Raw genomic sequence first — 17,892 nt, 5'->3', positions numbered from 1 at the left:
CCCCCGGCGGTCAGGTCAGGCCGCGAGTCGCCCGGGCATCACGGCCTGGGGCCCGAACCGGGCCCGCAGCCGGTCCGCGACCGCCTCGATCCGCCGCGCCCGTTCGTCCACCGGGTCGAAGGTCAGCTGGTGCGCGGCCCGCCCGGCGTCGGCGAGTCCCTCGGCGCGCAGCGCGATCCCCCGCACCCGGGCCCGCTGCAGGGCGAACGAGTCATGGATCCGGTACGCGAGTGCGGTGAGCTCCGCGGAGTGGGCGGTGGCCTCGCGGAGCGTACGGCTGCGGGTCAGCGTCGAGTAACCGGTCCGGTCGGCGTAGCGCACGGAGACCGCGAGCGAACGGCACACCTGTCCCTCGCCGCGCATCCTCGCCCCGAGCTCCTCGGTGAGCGACATGAGCGCACGCCGCTGCCGCTCCCGGTCCAGCTCGTCGCGCGGGAAGGTCCGTTCGGCGGCTACCGACCTGGCGGCGGCGTTCGGCACCACCGCCGTACGGTCGATGCCCTGCGACCGCTCCCACAGTTCGCGCCCGGTCCGCACCCCGGTGATCCGCTGCAGGGTGCCGAGCGGGGCGGCCGCGATCCGGCCGACGGAGTCGAGCCCGTACCCGCACAGGGTGCGGGCCGTCGCCGCCCCGACGCCGTCCAGCGCGGCGGCCGGCCGGTCCGCGAGGAAGGCGGCGGCCCCGCCGACGGGCACCACGAAGGTCTTCCCGGGCGCGGCCCGCCGCGCCGCCATCCGTGCCAGCATCGGGTTCTCGGCGGCCCCGATCGCGCAGTCCACGCCGTGCAGGGCCAGCGCGCGGACCCGGATCACCGCGGCGAGGCCGGCGACGTCCCGCCCGAAGTAGCGCAGCGCGCCGCGCACATCGGCGAGCGCCCCGTCGGGCGGCGCCGCCTCGACGACCGGGGTGAAGGAGCCGAGGAGGGCCAGCAGTCCCGGGTAGCCGGCGCCGTCCGGCTCCCCGCCGCCGACCTGGCGGAACCGCAGGCAGAGGATGCCGGGCTGCTCGCTCATCCCGCGCTCCCCGGGCTCTGGTGCCACAGTTTCCGTCCGGTGGGCGTCCCCTCGCCGGGCGGCTGCAGGTCGGACCACGGGTTCATCTCGTATCCGGTGGGCATTCGGATCCGGCGGCCCTCGTCGGGCGCCTCCTCCTTCTCCGGGCCGGACGCCTGCGGCTCGGGCGCCTGCGCCAGCCGGGCCGCGACCGCGTCGAGTCCACCGGTACGCCGCAGTTCGGCCAGCTCGGCCAGATTCCAGGCGGCGGCGCCGACCACGCTCAGGCTCCGCGGCCCGCGCCGCTGGACCACCCCGCGCACCAGCAGCAGCCAGGAGTGGAAGACGGTGTGCGCGCAGGCGGCGTGGCTGTCGTCGAAGAAGGCCAGGTCGACCAGGCCCGTACCGTCGTCCAGGGTGGTGAAGACGACCCGGCGGCCGGAGCGGATCGGTGGGGTCTGGGTGGCCGCCTTGGCGCCCGCGACCAGCACGGTCTCCCCGTGCCGCGCCTCGCGCAGCCGCTTGGCGGAGAGCGCGCCGAGCTCCTCCAGGAAGGCGTGGTGATCGCTCATCAGGTGGCGGGATACATCCATGCTCAGCACGCCGAGCTCGGCGCTGAGCCGTTCCGCCTCGTTGAGGTCGGGCAGGCCGATGGAGCCGGTCCGGTGCCCGCCGCCGAGCGGGAGCTGCGCGCCCCCGCCGCCGCCGGAGCCCGCGCCCCGCTGGGCACGGTGGAGTTCGGACAGGTGCAGCAGCAGATCGCGCCGGTTGGCGCCGAACGCGTCCAACGCGCCGACCTGGGCCAGCCGTTCGGCGGCCGGCTTGCCCGGTCTGGCCCGCTGCCAGAAGTCCAGCAGCGAGGCGTAGGGCTGCCCGGCCTCGATCCGGGCGACCTCGGCCGCACTGATCCCGTGGACGTCCGAGAGCGCCAGCCGCAGTCCCCAGACCTCCCCCCGCACCCCGTCACCGGACACCAGTTCGATTCGATGGACCGCCGCCGACCGGTTCACATCCAGCGGCAGCACCGGCACCCCGCGCCGCCGGGCATCCGCGAGCAGCAGCCGCTTCGGGTACATCCCGGGGTCGTGGGTGAGCAGCCCGGCGTAGAAGGCAGCCGGGTGATGCACCTTCAGCCAGGCCGACTGGTACGTCGGCACCGCGAAGGCGACCGCGTGCGCCTTGCAGAAGCCGTAGCTGCCGAACGCCTCGATGATCTCCCAGGCGCGGGCGATCACTTCGGCGCCGTACTTCCTCGCCGCCGCGTGCTGCGCGAACCAGAGCCTGATCCGGCCCTGCGACTCGGGGTCGGAGAGCCCGCGCCGGACCCGGTCGGCCTCGTCCCGGCCGCAGCCGGTCATGATGTCGACCATCTCGATGATCTGCTCGTGGAAGACCACCACTCCGTACGTCTCGCGCAGCGGCCTCTCCAGGTCGGGGTGCGGATAGCGGACGGGCGCGCGGCCGTGCCGGGCCTCGATGAACGGACGCACCATGTCGGCGGCGACCGGTCCGGGCCGGAAGAGCGAGATGTCGACCACCAGATCGTGGAAGGTGGCCGGCTGGAGCCTGCCGACCAGGTCGCGCTGGCCGGGCGACTCGATCTGGAAACAGCCCAGCGTCTCGGCGGTCCTGATCAGCCGGTACGTCTCCGGGTCGCCCGGCGGCACGGCGTCCAGGTCCACCTCCCGCCCCGAGGCCCGTTTCACCTCCGTGACCGCGTGCGCCATCGCCGACTGCATCCGTACGCCCAGTACATCGAGCTTGAGCAGCCCGAGGTCCTCCACGTCCTCCTTGTCGAACTGCGCCATCGGGAAGCCCTCGCCGCTGGTGGGCATGACGGGGGTGCGGCGCAGCAGCGAGGCGTCCGAGAGGAGGACCCCGCACGGGTGCATGGCGATGCCGCGCGGCAGTGCGTCCAGCGCCTCCACCAGCTCCCACAGCCGCCCGTACTTCTCCTTCTCCCGTGCCACCTCGCGCAGTTCGGGCAGTTCCTCCATGGCCGTGAGGGCGTCGCGGGCCCGGATGTGCGGGAAGGCCTTGGCCAGCCGGTCGGTCTCGGCCGGGTTCATGGAGAGCGCGGCACCGACGTCCCGGATGGCGTGCCGCACCCGGTAGGTCTCGGGCATGGCGACGGTGGCGACCCGCTCCGCGCCGAAGCGGCCGATGATCGCGCGGTAGACGTCGAGGCGGCGGGCCGACTCGACGTCGATGTCGATGTCGGGCAGCACGAAGCGGCGCTTGGACAGGAAGCGTTCCATCAGCAGGCCGTGCTCGACCGGGTCGGCGTGGGCAATGCCGAGGAGGTGGTTGACCAGGGAGCCGGCCCCGGAGCCGCGGGCGGCCACCCGGATATTCATCTCCCTTACGTCGTCCACCACTTGGGCGACCGTGAGGAAGTACGAGGCGAAGCCGTGGTGGGCGATGATGTCCAGCTCGTGGTGCATCCGGTCCCAGTAGTCGCGTCTGCGGTCGTAGCCGCGCAGCACCATGCCCGCGGTGGCGCGGGAGGTCAGCACCCGCTGCGCGGTGCGGCGGCCGGCACCGACGAGATGCGGCTCGGGAAAGTGGACGGAGCCGAGGCCGATGTCACCCTCGGGGTCGACGGCGCAGGCGTCGGCGGTGTGCCGGGTCTCCGCGAGCAGCCGCGCCCCGGCGTCCGGCCCCAGTCCGGCAGCGGAGGTGATCCGCTCGGCGGTCGCCGCCATCGCGCGGGCGTCCTTGAGCCAGCGCTCACCGCTGTCGAGGGGGGCGCGGCGCGGATCGACGGGGACGAGCCTGCGCGCCGAGTCGAGCACGTCGGCGACCGGCCCCTGCCCGGGGTCGGCGTACCGGACGGCGTTCGTCAGTACCGCCCGGATGCCCTGTTCGGCGGCGAAGCCCACGGTGCGGGCGGCGAGCCGCAGCGAACCGGGTCCGGTGCCGTCACGGCCGTGGTGCACGGCTTCGAGCCGCAGGTCGTCGCCGTACATCTCCCGCCAGGGGGCGAGCAGGGCGGCGGCCCGGTCGGGGCGGCCGGCGGCCAGCGCCCTGCCCACCTCGGAGGCCGGGCCGAGCAGCACGGTGAGCCCTTCGGCGGGCAGCACGGACCGTTCGGCCAGGGGCCGGCCGCCGTCGGGAACGGCGGCATGGGCGGCGGTGACGAGGCGGCACAGTTCGGCCCAGCCCTGCGCGCCGTCGCGGGCGAGGAAGGTGACCCGGGGTGCGGATTCGTCGACAAAGGCACCGCCGCGGACCGGGGTCCGCAGCCGGTGCGTACGCCCGTCGCCCTCCGCGCGCCCGGCGGGGGCCACCGCGAGCTCCACCCCGAAGACCGGCCGCACACCGGCCTGCTCGCAGGCCTTGGCGAACCGGACCGTCCCCGCAAGGGTGTCCCGGTCGGTCAGCGCGAGGGCGTCCATCCCCCGCTCGGCGGCGCGCTCCGCCAGCCGCTCCGGGTGCGAGGCCCCGTACCGCAGGGAGAACCCGGAAACGGTATGCAGATGCGTGAACCCGGGCACCTGCACCTCCTGGACCGATCCGTACGCCACCCCCTCGCTCTCCACCATAGACCAAGTTTCGAACATTCGTGCGATACCCGAGTCCGGGCCACCCTCTCAGCCATTCGGCCCGGCCCCGACTGCGTGAGCGACGGCCACCCCGGACGGTGGGGGCATGACTTTCGCTGACGAGGTGAAGAACGCCGTGACTCCGCGGGCCGCACTGCTCGTCATCGGCGTGCTGGCGTTGCAACTGCTCTTCATCGCGTCCTACGTCGGCGCGCTGCACAACCCGAAGCCGACGGACGTCCCCTTCGGGGTCGTCGCACCCCAGCAGATGTCGGCCCGCCTCGTCACCGAACTGAAGGATCTCCCCGGCGGTCCGCTGGACCCCCGCGCGGTCAGCGACGTCGCCACCGCCCGCCGGCAGATCCTCGACCGTGACATCGACGGCGCCGTGATCGTCAGCCCCAGGGGCACCACCGACACCGTGCTGGTCGCCTCCGGCGGGGGCACCGTCCTGGCCGACTCGCTGACGAAGATCATCGCGAAGGTCGATCTCACCCAGCGGCGCACGGTCCGCTCCGTGGACGTGGCCCCGGCATCGGACCAGGACTTCGACGGACTCTCGTCCTTCTACCTGGTCGTGGGCTGGTGCGTCGGCGGCTACCTCTGCGCCTCGATCCTGGCGATCAGCGCCGGCAGCCGCCCCGCCAACCGTCAGCGCGCGGTGATCCGGACCGGGGTCATGGCGCTGTACTCGATCGCGGGCGGAATCGGCGGCGCGATCATCATCGGCCCGATCCTCGGGGCCCTGCCCGGAAGCTTCTGGGGGCTGTCGGGCCTGGGCGCGCTCACCGTCTTCGCGGTCGGCATGATCACACTGGCCCTGCAGGCACTCACCGGCATCGTCGGCATCGGCCTGGCCGTCCTGCTCGTGGTGATCGCGGGCAACCCGAGCGCGGGCGGCGCCTTCCCGCTCCCGATGCTGCCGGACTTCTGGCGGGCGATCGGCCCCGCGCTGCCGCCGGGGGCCGGGACCTGGGTGGCGCGCTCGATCGCGTACTTCAAGGGAAACGCGGTGACCGGACCGCTGCTGGTGCTGTCCGCGTGGGCGGTGGCGGGCACGGCCGTCACCCTCCTGATGGCGATGCGCAGGAAGCCGGAGGCGGATTCGCCTCCGGCTTCGCACGCGGGCTCCACCCTGTCCGGCTGATTCAGAGCCGGACCGGGTGCGGGGTGCGCCGCGCTGTCCCGGCGCACCCGTCTTCGGTCAGCCGATCTCCGCCCCGAACGCGGCCAGCGCCTCCGGCACCGGCTGGAAGAACGTCTCGCCGCCCGAGGAGCAGTCGCCGCTGCCGCCCGAGGTCAGGCCGATCGCCGTGTCGCCGGCGAAGAGCGAACCGCCGCTGTCGCCGGGCTCGGCGCAGACCGTCGTCTGGATCAGCCCGTTGACGATGTCGCCGTTGCCGTAGTTGACCGTGGCGTCCAGCCCCGTCACCTCACCGTCGTGCACCTGGGTGGTGGAGCCGCTGCGCGTCACCGTCATCCCGACGGTCGCCTCGCCCGCCTTGGTGATCGGCTGGGTGGAGCCGTTGTAGAGGTCGACCTCGCTGGGGTGCGCCGTGCCCGAGGTGTACTTCACCAGGCCGAAGTCGTTGTCCGGGAACTCCGAGCCCGCGTTCGTGCCGATCTCCGCGCCGCCCTGGGAGTCCGACCAGCTGGAGATCGCCTCGGTGCAGTGCCCGGCGGTCAGGAAGTACGGCTCGCCGCCCTTGACCACGTTGAAGCCGAGCGAGCAGCGCCCGCCGTCGCCCCAGATCGCGTCGCCGCCCGCGATGAGCGGCTTGAACTCCCCGGCGGACTTCTTGAGCTGGGCCTTGCCGCCCAGCCCCTCGACCACCGAGCTGATCTTCTGCCAGGCAGCGCCCTTGACCGTACGGTCGGCGGTCACGACGACCTGGTTGCTGACCGGGTCGACGGCCCATGAGGTGCCGGGGATCGTGGCCTTGCCGGCCAGGGTCTGCCGGGCCGACTTCAGCTCGGCGAGCGAGTTCTGCACGACTCTCGCCTTGCCGCCCGCCTGCCGCACCTGCTCGGCGGCGGCCTGGTCGACCACGTTCATCACCAGGTGCTTCGACTTGGCGTCGTAGTACGCGCCGGCCGCGTCGCCGCCCAGTTCCTTCCCGAGGCCGGTGGCGAGCTTTCCGGCCGCGACTGCGTTGAGAGTCCGTGCGGTGACCTCCGGTACACCGTCACTGGCGTTCGCACTCTGGAACGTCGCTCCTGCTGCAACCAGGGCGACCACCGCCGACCCGGCCAGCACTGCGCGCTTCCTGGATATGCGTCGATGCTTCAACTTCGACCTCCTGTGGGGCCGCGCACGGAGGAAGTGGGGTCCGACCGTGAGCGGAGGATGTTGGGCGCCCACTATTCCGAGCAGGCCGATAGCACACAAGGCCGACTTCAGGACGCACACACGGCACCACCGGTTCGACCTCGGCACCTTCACTTACCGGAGGTCACGCCTTGTCGATTCCGGCTGCGAACACCCCGTGCAACCATCCGGTCAGCAGCGGGTGAGGACTAGTCCTGTCCGGTATTCGCCCCTGCGGGTCCGGTTCTCGGCGTGGTCGGCACGCCCGCACCGGTACGTCCTCTCCGTGGCCGACCGGTTTCCGTCAACGCGTAGTCCCCGTACGGAGCTTGATAGGTCATCATCGAATGGTGCGGGGAAAGCCGGGCACGTCGTGCCCGCACGGAACCAAGGAGGCGCGGAGTGCGCAGTCGGGTGCGCGCAACCGATGGACGGCAACTGGTGGTGGAGCGTCTGGGGGATCCTCGCGGCAGACCGGTCTTCCTGCTGCACGGGATGCCCGGCAGCAGGCTCGGTCCGGCTCCGCGCGGCATGGTGCTGTACCAGCGCAAGACACAGCTGATCACTTACGACCGGCCCGGGTACGGCGACTCCGACCGGCAGCCCGGCCGTTGCGTCGCCGATGCGGTGGAGGACGTACGGGCCATCGCGGACCATATCGGGCTGGACCGGTTCGCCGTCGTCGGCCGGTCCGGCGGCGCCTCGCACGCTCTGGCCTGCGCGGCGCTGATGCCCGAGCGGGTCACCCGTACCGCCGCCCTGGTGGGCCTGGCCCCCTGGGACGCCGACGGACTCGACTGGTTCGACGGGATGGCCGCCTCCAATGTGCTGGCGTACACCACGGCGGCCGCCGACCCGGACGGGCTCGCGGAGTCGTTCATCTCGCGGTCCGCGGTGATCAGGAACAACCCGGTCCGGCTCATCGACGATCTGCGCCGGGAGCTGACCGACTCCGACCGGCTGGTGGTCAACGACGCCGGCGTCCGGTCCATGCTGTTGCGCAACTACCGGGAAGGGCTGCGCACTTCCGCGTACGGCTGGATCGACGACGCGCTCGCGTTCAGCCGTCCCTGGGGGTTCGACCCGGCCGACATCACCGGTCCGGTGCTGCTGTGGCACGGCGAGAAGGACGTCTTCTCACCGGTCGGGCACACCCGCTGGCTGGCGAGCCGCATCGCCGGCTCCACGGTGGTGGTGGAACCGGCGGCCGCGCATTTCGACGCGCTGCACGCGCTGCCGAGGATTCTCACCTGGCTGCTGGACACGGCTGCCTGAGCAACGGGAAGGGGGGCGTCCGGCGGCGGCCGGACGCTCCCCTTTCCTCACACCGCGAGCGGTTCCAGTTCGCGCTGGAACCGGCGCTCGTCCCGGGCGATCCGGGTGAGCGGATGGTCGTCACCCAGCTGCCTGGCCAGCTCGTCGACCGTCTCCGTCCTGATCTGGAGCGCCTCGTCCTTGCGTCCCATCGCGTCGAGCGTGACCGCCATGTTCGACTTCATGGCCAGGGTCTCCGGGTGATGCGCTCCCAGGGCCACCCGGAACTGCCCGATCAGCCGCCGCTCGGTCTCCAGCACCAGTTCCAGCTCGCCCCGGTCGGCCGTGGTGTTGGCCAGGTTCATCACGCTGAACAGCGTGTTGGGGTGCTCCCGCCCGTACACCTCCCGCATCGAGGCGACCACCCTGGTCAGCACCTGCTCCGACTCCTCGGAGGCGCCGGCCCCCCGGAGGTAGACGCCCAGGTTGTTCAGGGCGGCCAGGGTGTACGGGTGTTTCTCACCCGGCACCTTCATGTACTGGTCGACGACCTCCCGCGCGGTGTCCCTGGCCTCGGCCGCCTCGTCAGCCGCGAACAGGTCCGCCGCCAGGTTGAGATCGCAGGCCAGCGACTCCGGGTTGGCGGAGGTGTACTTGGCCCGGTAGCGGGCCCGGGTCGCCACCGTGAGCCGGCGGGCGTCCTCCAGCCGCCCCGCCCGGCGCAGCGACACCGCCAGCGCCTTCGCCGCGCTGAGGGTGCCGGGGAAGGACCGGCCGAGCGTGGCCTTGTAGCTGTCGTACGTGCGGCTGAGGATGCCTACGGAGTCCTCGTACCGCCCGACGTCACGCAGGTCGCGCGCCAGGTTCATGGCCGAGGAGAGGCTGTACGGGTGTTCCTCGCCGAGCACCTCCCGGCGCCGGTCGAAGACGTCCTGGTCGATCTCGCGGGCCTTGGCGTACTGCCCGATGGACCGCAGGGTGAACGCCAGGTTGTTGGCCGCGGCCAGGGCCCTGGGGTGCGAGTCGTGGAAGATCTGGTTGAACCCCTCGGTGGCCTCGGTCGCCAGCTCGATCGCCCTGGTGTACTCGCCGAGCGTGCCGAGGTCGGTCGCCAGGCTGCTGGTGCTCATGTACGTGTGCGGATGCTCCGCGCCCAGCACCTCCCGCTGGGTCGTCAGGGTGATCTCGTCGAGCTCCATGGCCTCCACGTAACGCCCGCGCGAGCGGTAGATGTTGGCGAGGTGGAAGCAGAGGTAGAGGTACTGGATGTCCCGCTCCCCCAGCGTCCGGCGCCAGATCTCACGCAGCTCCTCGCAGAGGCTGGTGGCCGTCCTGAAGTCTCCGCGCTTCCAGAGGTAGCGCACCCGGTCGATCAGGAGCCTGCGCGCTTCGGGCTCCTGGCAGTTGCGGGCGTCGGACGGGCCGAGGTGCGGCCATATGGTGGCGAACTGCGGCCAGTTGGCTGGGTTGTCGATGGGCTCGTCGTCATCGGGCCTGGCGCCCGCCAGGATGCGGTGGACGGCGTGCCGGGCGTCCCGCTGCTCCTGCTCGCTGAGCTGCGCCCGGATGACCGCCTGGACGAGCCGGTGCACCTGGATGGAGTTGGAGACCTGGTCGACCTTGGCGAGGGCGAACCGGCCGATCTCCCGGATGACCCGGCCCAGCACCAGCTTCTCCTGGAGCGAGGCGTCGTACGGCTTCAGCGCCTCGATCATCTCCTTGCTGTACAGGAGGTTTCCCGAGATCGGCTCGGGGGCGAAGAAGGCGCAGAGCTGGAGCAGCCGCACCGCGGCGGGCGAGCGCTCCTTGAGGCGTTGGATGGAGATGTTCCAGGTCGCCGCGACCGGCTCGGGGTAACCGGCCGGCTGGTTGAGCGCCAGGACCTCCGGGGCCTGCTGGGCCAGCTGCTCCAGGTAGGTGTCGATCGGGGTGGCGGTCTCCGCGATCCAGGCCGCCGCCTGTTCGACGGCGAGCGGCAGGTCGCCCACCGCGGTGGCCACCTGGGCGGCGTCCTCGTCGCTCAGCCCCGGCGCCCGGCGCTGGAGGTGTTCGATGGACTCCTCGCGCAGGAAGACGTCGACGGGCAGGGCGTCGCCGTGCTGGGACCATGCCTGGTTGCGGGAGGTGACCAGGATGTGCCCGGAGCCGCCCTGCGGGAAGTAGCGCCGGAGCCGTTCGGGGTCGTCGGCGTTGTCGAAGACCAGCAGCCAGCGGTCCGAGGGCACACCGCGCCGCAGCAGGTCGACGGCCTCCTGGGAGGCGGCCGCCATGTCGTCGCCGCCCTGGGCGCCGAGCCGGACGGCGAGCTCGGCGAGTCCGGCGACCACGTCGTCGGTCTGCTCGGACGATATCCACCAGACCAGGTCGTAGTCGGCCATGAACCGGTGCACGTACTCCAGGGCGACCTGCGTCTTGCCGACGCCGCCGAGTCCGTACAGGGTCTGCGGCTGCGGCAGCACGACGGCCATGCCGCCGCCGAGCTGGTCACGCATCCGCTCCAGGACCAGGGAGCGGCCGGTGAATCCGGGGTTGCGCGGCGGTGCGTTCCAGATCCGCGGGACGGTGCCGGGGAAGCGCGGTCCGGGCGAGACGCCGTCGGTGATCTGGACGGGCCGGTCCAGGGCCCGTAACAGCGCGGCGGTGGCGTGCACCTCGTCGAGCCGGAACAGGTCGACGGGGTTGCGGTCGATATAGGGCGCGGACAGCCGTACGTCCCCGACCCTGAGCGGCACCAGATGGCGCCGGCCGCCGCCCGGGTCATCGGCGACGGCGCGTTCCCAGAGGCCCACCGCTCGCTGCGACTTGAGGTAGGCGCTGGAGAGCAGCACCACGGTCCTGGTGGCGTTCTCGGCGGCGGCGGCCGCCGGTTCCCGGGGCTCCCGCTCGGCGGACACGTCGCGCGGCACGACCCGGAAGCCGGCCCGGGTGAGCGCGGACTCGATCCAGTCGGCCCACATCCGGTTCTCCGCCACGTAGCTGAGGAAGAGATCGGCGGGCAGGGCCGGCCTGCGCCGGGTGAACGCGTCGCGGATGCGCAGCCGTACCTCTTCGCCGACCGGGGGCATCGAGGTGATCTGCTGGTCGGTGATGACGGAGGTGAGCCGCTCGAAGGCGGAGAGCAGCGAGTTGCTGAGACCCGCCTCGTCCCCGAAGGTGGCCAGCGTCTCCTCGTACGCGTAGTAGGGACGGTACGGGATCTCCACCGCTCCCCAGTACGCGGTAAGTTCGTCGCCGGACAGGTCGCGCGGCAGCCGGTCGAACTTCAGCCGGGCCAGCGCCCGGCCGGCGTCCGCCTTCTCCTTCTCGCCCTCGTCGATGCGCATCGGGACGGGGAAGATGGAGATGGGGCGGCCGGTGTACCGCTCGGAGATCTGCCGGGCGACCGAGGCGGCGCCGTCGATGGACTGGTCGCTCAGGGTGAAGCAGTCGACGAGCATGTCGGGCAGATGGACGGTGCAGATGTCGGCGATGTCGCTGAGACCGGTACGGCTGTCGATGAGGACGTAGTCGTAGTTGGCCTTCATGTCGTCGCGCAGCGCGTCGAAGAAGTGGCCGCCGCCGAGGCGGTCGTAGAAGTTGTCCCAGTCGAAGGTGGAGACGGTCGCGGAGTATTCGCGGTTCTGCCGTCCGGCGGAGACGAAGTCGAGCGTTCCGCCCTGCGGGAACTCCCAGCCGAGCGCCTCGGGGGTGAGCGAGACCGCGTGCGGCTGGATCCGGGCGTAGTCCCGGTGCCAGTCGTCCGCCCGCTGCACCGGGCTGGTCGCGGCCCAGGCGTACTCGGTGATCAGGTCGATGACACCGGTGGTGGCGCCGAGGGTCGACGGGTCGAGGAACGGGTGGAAGAACCGGTGGAGTCCAGGGGCCTCCAGGTCCCAGTCGACAGCCAGTACCCGCTTGCCGTTCGCGGCGAGAATCCAGGCGGTGTTGGCCAGGGCCATGGTGCGCCCGGTACCGCCCTTGTACGAGTAGAAGGTGACGATGCGCCCGTCACGACTGGCCGTCATCCGTGTCCTCCACGTCCGTCGCAGCGTCATGTGTCTCGGGGATGTACTGGGTCTGCGCCATCGGTCCCATCAGCCGCGTGCGTTCGGTGTGTCCGCCGCCGCCGGCGGCGGGCAGATAGACGGCCGCGTGTCTCAGGTACTGCTGGGCGGCGACCTCGACCACCTGCGGCAGGATCTGGCCGAAGGCCTCCATGCTCGGTACGCCCCTGGCGGCGGCGCGGCAGTAGGCCCGCCCCTGGCGCATCTTGGTCGGCATGGTCCGTTCGAGCTTCTCGGTCAGCTCGGCCTCCGCGGCCCTGCTCTCGTGGTCGTCGCGGTTCCACGGGACGACCATCGTCACCCAGGGACGGTTCTCCGCGTCGAAGGCGGCGAGCCGGCGGCACCTGTCCTCGTCCTGCAGTGCCCAGCGGTCGACGAGCAGGATCTCCGGTGTGGTCGGGGGCTGCTTGCCTCCCGGGTGACCGGACTCCTCGTCGAAGGAGGCCACAGTGGCCTGGTAGTTGAGGGAGCGCACCAGGTCCTCGGCGACGTAGGCCAGGGGGCGTGCGGCGTCCGGGTGGTAGGGGTTCCAGTCCTGCGGGTTGTCGCCGTAGTAGTCGGCGTTGCGCCCCTCGGGCAGATCGTGGCGGGTGGCGGCGGCGATGGTGACCTGCATCGGGCGGGGGCCGCCGGCTCCGCCGCCCGTCGAGCCGAAGGCGCTGGGGGCCAGCCGGTAGTCGACGGGCCGGCCGGTGCCGATCCGTACCGTGTCGGCGACGCTGACGATGCGTTTGGCGAGCTCGTACACCGCGCGCTCGTAGTCCTCGGCGAAGAGCCTGAGTTTGATCAGGCCGTACAGCCCGTCACTGACGTAACGGTCCCCGAAATCACGGTGGTTGAACTGTAATCGCTCGGCCGGCCCGGGGAGCTGGCTGGGCGGGACCGGCACCCAGAGCGCCGGGACGATCGCCTCGGCCGACTGGTTGGAGCGGGCCCGGTAGTGGATGGCGCGCTGGGCGAAGGCGTACCACTCCTTGCCGCACATCTCGCTGGCGAAGTAGCGCGGCGAGAACAGCGGGACGAACACCCGGCAGGTGGCGAGCACCTCGCCGAGCCGTTCCGACCAGCCCTCGCCGGAACGTATCTCGCGGTCGATGAACCCGGCCGGTGCTCCGGCGGGCAGATCGGTCATGGCCATCACATGGCCGCAGAGATCCTGGAAGAGCCGCTCGACCCACATATCGGGGTCCGTGCCACCGCCGTACCCCGGTGTGTGGGCGTAACTCAAGAAGAAGTACGGCCGATGGTCCGCCGCTCGCTGCTGCGTCGTCGCGTGCACACGACCCCCGTCCTGTGTGAGCACCCGCACCCGAGGAGTGAAGAGAATGCGAGCGAATTCATCATTCCGGAGCGGACCTTGCTCCACCCCATGGCGTTCGGTCATTCAACGCCACTTTTCAGTCATCTGTGCCCAGGTCCTATCGATCACCCCCTTGATCGAATTCGGTCTGCGCCCGTTCCTCCCGGTTGTCCCGACTCTGCGCACGGCCTTCCCGAACCGGAATTCGAGATTCAGAATTCTTTTCGCATCAGGGCAAGCAGCCGTTTCCCGCCGACGGTGAGTTCGGCCGCTCCCTCCAGCGTGTCGAGTGCCTGCGGTACGCCGTCCCGATACCGGGGGTCGAATGACGCGAGCGCCAGCCGTTCATACGTGCCGGCCAGCAGCCGGGAAAACGGAACCAATTCTTCCCCCCAGGGCATTCGATGTTCCCAGGAGCCGTCCGCCGCGTAAAGATCCGTGACATCCACAAGTGCCCGGAATCTGGCCCGGCGTACTCCGCGCAGCAGCGCGAGCGCCAGCGTGCCGGCGTTCTCGTCCGCCCCGATGCCCAGTGCGCCGTATCCGTGCCGGCCCACGGCGGGTTCGCCCGGCGCCGGGCCGGTCAGCGGAGTGAGCGTCAGCGGTCCGTCGACGGACCGCGCCCCGTACTCCGGAGCCCGCTCCTCGATCAGCGCCCAGGCCTCGGTGAGCGCGGCGGCCAGGCGGGCCGCCCGCGTGGCGTCGGGCGTGGCCGCGGCGGTTGCGCCGAAGCAGTCGCGGTACGGGTCGAGGTCGTCGATCACGAAGCCGGACGGGGCGCCGGGCAGGGCGTAACCACGCACCGGAAGCCAGCCGGGTGCCGCCGGGGCGGGCCATGCGATCCGCCGCTCAGCGCGTCCCCCGCCGTCCCGGCCGACCAGGAACCCGCCCTCGACGGCACGCACCCGCGCCGTACCGTGCTCCCCCGCGCCGCCGACGGCCAGCCGGCCCAGGGTGGGCAGTACCAGCCCGCCGTCCCGGTAGGGCACCGGCACCCACCGGTCCAGACCCGCCCGCACAGTCGCGGCCGCCAGTCGCGCCGGCAGGCTGTCCGCCGCGTCCGACGCGGCTCCCGGCCGGTCCTCGTGCAACGCGTCCAGCGCGTCGAGCAGCCAGGTGCGGGTGTACGGGTGGGCCAGTACGTGGTCCAGGCCATGGGAACCCTGCGCCGAGCCGTCGAGGGCTGCCGCCAGTTCCCACGCCGCCGCCCACCGCTCACCGCCCCGGCCGTCCAGCTCCGCGTGGAGCCGGGCCAGCAGGGTGCGGGTGAGATCCTCCTGGGCCGCGAGCAGTTCACCGGGACCGGCCACCGCGGGCGCCACGTCGTCCGCCGGGGTGCAGGCCTCGATGCCGCGCACCAGGGCGGCGAGGTCGTGGCAGTACACGGACGGGTTGTCGAATCCCTCGCCGGGCCCCGCGGAGTCGTAGCGGTGGGTGTACAGGCCGCCTCCGCACGAGCGTACGACGGGGCATCGGCGGCACGTCTCGCTGACGCCCTCGAGACCGAGCTGCCTTGCCCGCACCCCTGGGTGCGCCGCGACCTCGTCGAAGGCATGCGTGAAGACGTCGAATCCGGTGGCTGCCGCGCCCTCGTAGGCGCTCTTGAGCGAGTCGACCTGCTCCAGGCTCCCGTCGGTCTCCACGACCACGAGGTCCGTGGGGCGAGACCGAGGGACTCGGTGAGGCTGGGCCCGCCGTTCAGCGTGGAGTGGACCGAGGAGAAGATCCGCACCGGCACCGGGCGCCCCTGCTCCTGCCAGCGGTCGTGGACCGCGAGGAGCCAGTCGGCGTAGGCGGTGGGCGATCCGTCCGGGCGGGGCGGCGGGTCGTCCCAGGTGGCGTGGGGAAGCAGGAAGTCGATGAGCGGCGGTTCGAGTGCGGTGAGCGCGTCGAGGACCGCGCGCGGGTCGTTCTGGATGTCGATGGTGCACAGGAGGCCGAGGTTGAGATGGCGGTAGCGCTCCTGCCGGAGCAGCTCGACGGCCTTGAGTACCAGGGGGTGGCTGCTGCGCCCGTCGGCGAAGCGGCGGTGCCGGTCGTTGGCCGCGCGGTCGCCGTCGAGGGAGATGCCCACCTTGACGTCGTACTCGCTGAAGAGGTCGAGATAGCGCGGGCTGAGCTGCAGACCGTTCGTGTGGATGCGCAGGTCCAGGGCGGCGATGCCGTCGAAGGCCGAGGTGAGCTCTTCACAGATGCGCCGCAGCCGGGCGGGGCCGGCCAGCAGAGGCTCCCCTCCGTGCAGGATTACTGACACGGAGGGCAGTGCGTGTGTCTTGGCATGCTCAGCCAGGCGCTGAGCAGTCCGGAAAATGACTTCGTCAGAGATTGTTTTCGGACGGGTTCGCCAGCTCTGATCGGCATGTTCGTAGACATAGCAATGGTCACAGGCAAGATCACACCTGCTGTGAACCTTGAGAACCACTTCACGGAAAGGGACCAGGGGTCCTGTCATTCCACCAGTCTAGCCAGCCCGGAAGGGTGATCCGGCAGACCGACCGACCTGGAGGAGCGTTCCGGAATACGAGGTCAGAGGGAGGAGTTGAAGGTGGATGCCTGGGTGGGGCGACCGGCGGAGGCAGCATGCACCCGACCGAGCTTCCTGGCGGCCTCGCCACCACGGGCGTCGATCGCGGCAAGCGGCACACGGCTCTTCTTCGCAACGGCGAAGGAGAGGGGGGATTCAGAGGTCTTCACGGCCGTCCTTGAGGGGATTCGTTCCGATGGAATGGTTCCGGACAGGAAACCCACGTGGGTACCTGCACCATTGCAGTGCCCGGCGGCACGACTTTACTCTCATGACCTCGGTTGGCAACTGAGGACGGCCACTTGGAACAAGAGCGTCACACAGGACCGGCCAGGAGTATGCGGAACTACAGGTTCCGCCATCAGGGTGACACATAACCGCAGACGGGAGTGAACATGACGGCGATTCCCGGACCACTGCAGAGCATGGTCTTCAGGAACGCTGATCTGCCGGAGCTCTTTCACCACACGGACGCCATTGCGGTCGCCCGCCAGCGGGAGGCCATAAACACCACCCGCGGGCAGCTGATCCTGCTGGTCGCGGGCACGGTACCGGCCGCGCTGCCCTGGCGGGCCGAGGTCGCGGGGACGCTCCAACTCACCGACTGCGCGGCGGCGTTGGCCTACCTCGGTGTCCTGATCACGACCTACCTCACCTCCCGGCGGAAAGCAAAGTCGCATTGGCAACTTAATCGCTCCGCGGCCGAGTTCATCAAATCGATGTGCTGGCGTTACTCCGTGCACGGCTCACCTTTCGATACCGGCACCCAGCACCCGGAGGCGGTGTTCGCCAATCGCCTCGAAGAGGGGCTGCAGGAGCTCCGCAAGGTCGGCTGGTCGGATCCCCGGGACCGGACCGCCGATTCCGGCGGACTCATCACCGATTCCATGCACGCATTACGGGGCAAGGCATTCACCGTGCGCAAGGAGACCTATGTCCGGGACCGGCTGATCGAACAGCGCTCCTGGTACCGCAGGCGCCAGGAGGTGTCCCGGCGGGCCACCGTGGTCTGGTCGAGCACCATTGCCGCGCTGACGGCGCTCGCGCTGGTCCTCGCCGTGTTCAGGGCGTTCTCGGTGGGCCAGTCGTTCGCGCTGACCGGGGTGCTCTCGGCCGCCGCCGCGGCCTGTCTGGCCTGGTGCGAGATGCGCCGGCACCACCCGCTGATCTCGGCCCACTCCCTGGTGGAGAAGGATCTGGAATCGATGCAGGTCGCGATGGAGACCACGCTGACCGAGCGGCAGTGGCCGCGGGCGGTGTTCGAAACCGAGCGCATCGTCTCCCCCCAGCACACCGACTGGCTGGCCCGGCACCAGATGTGACGGCTGCGGCACCCGGCCGGCGACGGCCGGTCAGGCGCGCTCGACCCCGTCACGCCAGATCACCGTGACCGGGCGGCCGAGGGTGCGGGCGTACGTCACGATGTCGCCGGTACCACCGAGGCCGCGGGCCGGCCGGCCGTCCCAGACGGCGAGCAGCCGGTCGCAGTGGTCGGCGATGTAGGCGCCGGCGGCGTAGTAGGCCTCGTCGGTGGAGTGCGGGTAGTCCAGCCGGACCTCCCGCACGGCGCGGGCCTTGAGGCTCAGGTAGCGGGACAGTTCGGCACCTTCGGCGAAACACGCCTCGTAGTCGCCGCTGGGGATGACCACGGTCAGCGCGGCGCCATGGGCGAGCGCGAGGTCGGCGAAGAGCTGGTCCGCCCCCACGGCCAGGCTGGACAACGCCTCCACCGATCCGTCGAATCCGCGGAGCGCCGCCCGCATCGCGGCCAGCACATGGGCCTGCGCCTCCTGCGGGATGCTGCGGTGGCCGGTCACTCCGATGCGTTTCACGGACCTGGAACCCCCTGTGGTCTCTGCCGGGGGTTCCCGGAGGGCATCCCTCCGGAAGGCACAGCGTCCGCCCCCGTTGCTCCTGCGCGACCG

The 17,892-nt window shown here is 71.2% G+C and carries 10 protein-coding genes and 1 pseudogene; 3 read left to right on the top strand and 8 right to left on the bottom strand.

Going from position 1 to position 17,892, the window contains the following annotated elements; genetic code table 11:
- Positions 1 to 15 precede the first annotated feature (15 nt).
- Together LNW71_RS26925 and LNW71_RS26920 are read right to left on the bottom strand one after the other, a co-directional pair.
- Positions 16 to 1,014, bottom strand: coding sequence for a hypothetical protein (locus LNW71_RS26925; RefSeq protein WP_250970570.1), 999 nt, complete (start codon positions 1,012 to 1,014; stop codon positions 16 to 18).
- Positions 1,011 to 4,538, bottom strand: a complete 3,528-nt coding sequence (locus tag LNW71_RS26920) for a DNA polymerase III subunit alpha (RefSeq protein WP_250970569.1) — start codon at positions 4,536 to 4,538, stop codon at positions 1,011 to 1,013. The genes LNW71_RS26925 and LNW71_RS26920 overlap by 4 nt, the downstream gene beginning before the upstream one ends.
- A gap of 106 nt (positions 4,539 to 4,644) precedes the next feature.
- Between LNW71_RS26920 and LNW71_RS26915 the strand changes: the two genes are divergently transcribed.
- The gene (locus tag LNW71_RS26915) at positions 4,645 to 5,685 is read left to right on the top strand and encodes a DUF3533 domain-containing protein (RefSeq protein WP_250970568.1); all 1,041 of its coding nucleotides are present in this window, start codon (positions 4,645 to 4,647) and stop codon (positions 5,683 to 5,685) included.
- A 57-nt stretch (positions 5,686 to 5,742) separates the two neighbouring features.
- On the opposite strand, the gene LNW71_RS26910 is transcribed toward LNW71_RS26915, so the two are convergent.
- Positions 5,743 to 6,828: a S1 family peptidase gene (locus tag LNW71_RS26910; protein WP_250970567.1), complete on the bottom strand. Its 1,086-nt coding sequence runs from the start codon at positions 6,826 to 6,828 to the stop codon at positions 5,743 to 5,745.
- A 420-nt stretch (positions 6,829 to 7,248) separates the two neighbouring features.
- Here LNW71_RS26910 and LNW71_RS26905 point away from each other — a divergent pair, with 420 nt between their 5' ends.
- Positions 7,249 to 8,121, top strand: coding sequence for an alpha/beta fold hydrolase (locus LNW71_RS26905; protein WP_250970566.1), 873 nt, complete (start codon positions 7,249 to 7,251; stop codon positions 8,119 to 8,121).
- A gap of 47 nt (positions 8,122 to 8,168) precedes the next feature.
- Here the strand turns inward: LNW71_RS26905 and fxsT are convergent, their stop codons facing one another.
- From fxsT to fxsA, 4 genes and pseudogenes are all read right to left on the bottom strand, one after another.
- Positions 8,169 to 12,104 carry an FxSxx-COOH system tetratricopeptide repeat protein gene (gene fxsT, locus LNW71_RS26900; protein ID WP_250970565.1) on the bottom strand — a complete coding sequence of 1,312 codons (3,936 nt, stop codon included), beginning with the start codon at positions 12,102 to 12,104 and terminating at the stop codon, positions 8,169 to 8,171.
- Complete coding sequence (gene fsxC, locus LNW71_RS26895; protein WP_250970564.1) at positions 12,088 to 13,422, bottom strand: FxsC protein; 1,335 nt, start codon at positions 13,420 to 13,422, stop codon at positions 12,088 to 12,090. The genes fxsT and fsxC overlap by 17 nt, the downstream gene beginning before the upstream one ends.
- Positions 13,423 to 13,655: 233 nt before the next feature.
- Positions 13,656 to 15,895: pseudogene (gene fxsB / locus LNW71_RS26890) on the bottom strand (radical SAM/SPASM protein FxsB, inactivated metallohydrolase extension form).
- Positions 15,896 to 15,969: 74 nt separating this feature from the next.
- Entirely contained in the window at positions 15,970 to 16,137 is a 168-nt protein-coding gene (gene fxsA / locus LNW71_RS26885) for an FxSxx-COOH cyclophane-containing RiPP peptide (RefSeq protein WP_250970563.1), read from the bottom strand.
- A gap of 225 nt (positions 16,138 to 16,362) precedes the next feature.
- On the opposite strand from fxsA, the gene LNW71_RS26880 reads away from it, so the two are divergent.
- Positions 16,363 to 17,289: a DUF4231 domain-containing protein gene (locus LNW71_RS26880; RefSeq protein ID WP_250970562.1), complete on the top strand. Its 927-nt coding sequence runs from the start codon at positions 16,363 to 16,365 to the stop codon at positions 17,287 to 17,289.
- A 30-nt stretch (positions 17,290 to 17,319) separates the two neighbouring features.
- Here the strand turns inward: LNW71_RS26880 and LNW71_RS26875 are convergent, their stop codons facing one another.
- A complete protein-coding gene (locus tag LNW71_RS26875; protein WP_250970561.1) occupies positions 17,320 to 17,799 on the bottom strand; it encodes a hypothetical protein in 480 nt (159 codons plus the stop codon).
- Between the last annotated feature and the right edge of the window lie 93 nt (positions 17,800 to 17,892).

The organism is Streptomyces sp. RKAG290 (assembly GCF_023701695.1).
Taxonomy (GTDB): Bacteria; Actinomycetota; Actinomycetes; order Streptomycetales; family Streptomycetaceae; genus Streptomyces.
Note: the sequence above shows the minus strand (reverse complement) of the source record. Positions and strands in the feature narration are given on the sequence as shown.

Excerpts from the sequence above, each read along its gene's own strand:
- LNW71_RS26925 (WP_250970570.1), bottom strand. The coding sequence starts at position 1,014 with ATGAGCGAGCAGCCCGGCATCCTCTGCCTGCGGTTCCGCCAGGTCGGC.
- LNW71_RS26920 (WP_250970569.1), bottom strand. The coding sequence starts at position 4,538 with ATGGTGGAGAGCGAGGGGGTGGCGTACGGATCGGTCCAGGAGGTGCAG.
- LNW71_RS26915 (WP_250970568.1), top strand. The coding sequence starts at position 4,645 with ATGACTTTCGCTGACGAGGTGAAGAACGCCGTGACTCCGCGGGCCGCA.
- fxsT (WP_250970565.1), bottom strand. The coding sequence starts at position 12,104 with ATGACGGCCAGTCGTGACGGGCGCATCGTCACCTTCTACTCGTACAAG.
- LNW71_RS26880 (WP_250970562.1), top strand. The coding sequence starts at position 16,363 with ATGACGGCGATTCCCGGACCACTGCAGAGCATGGTCTTCAGGAACGCT.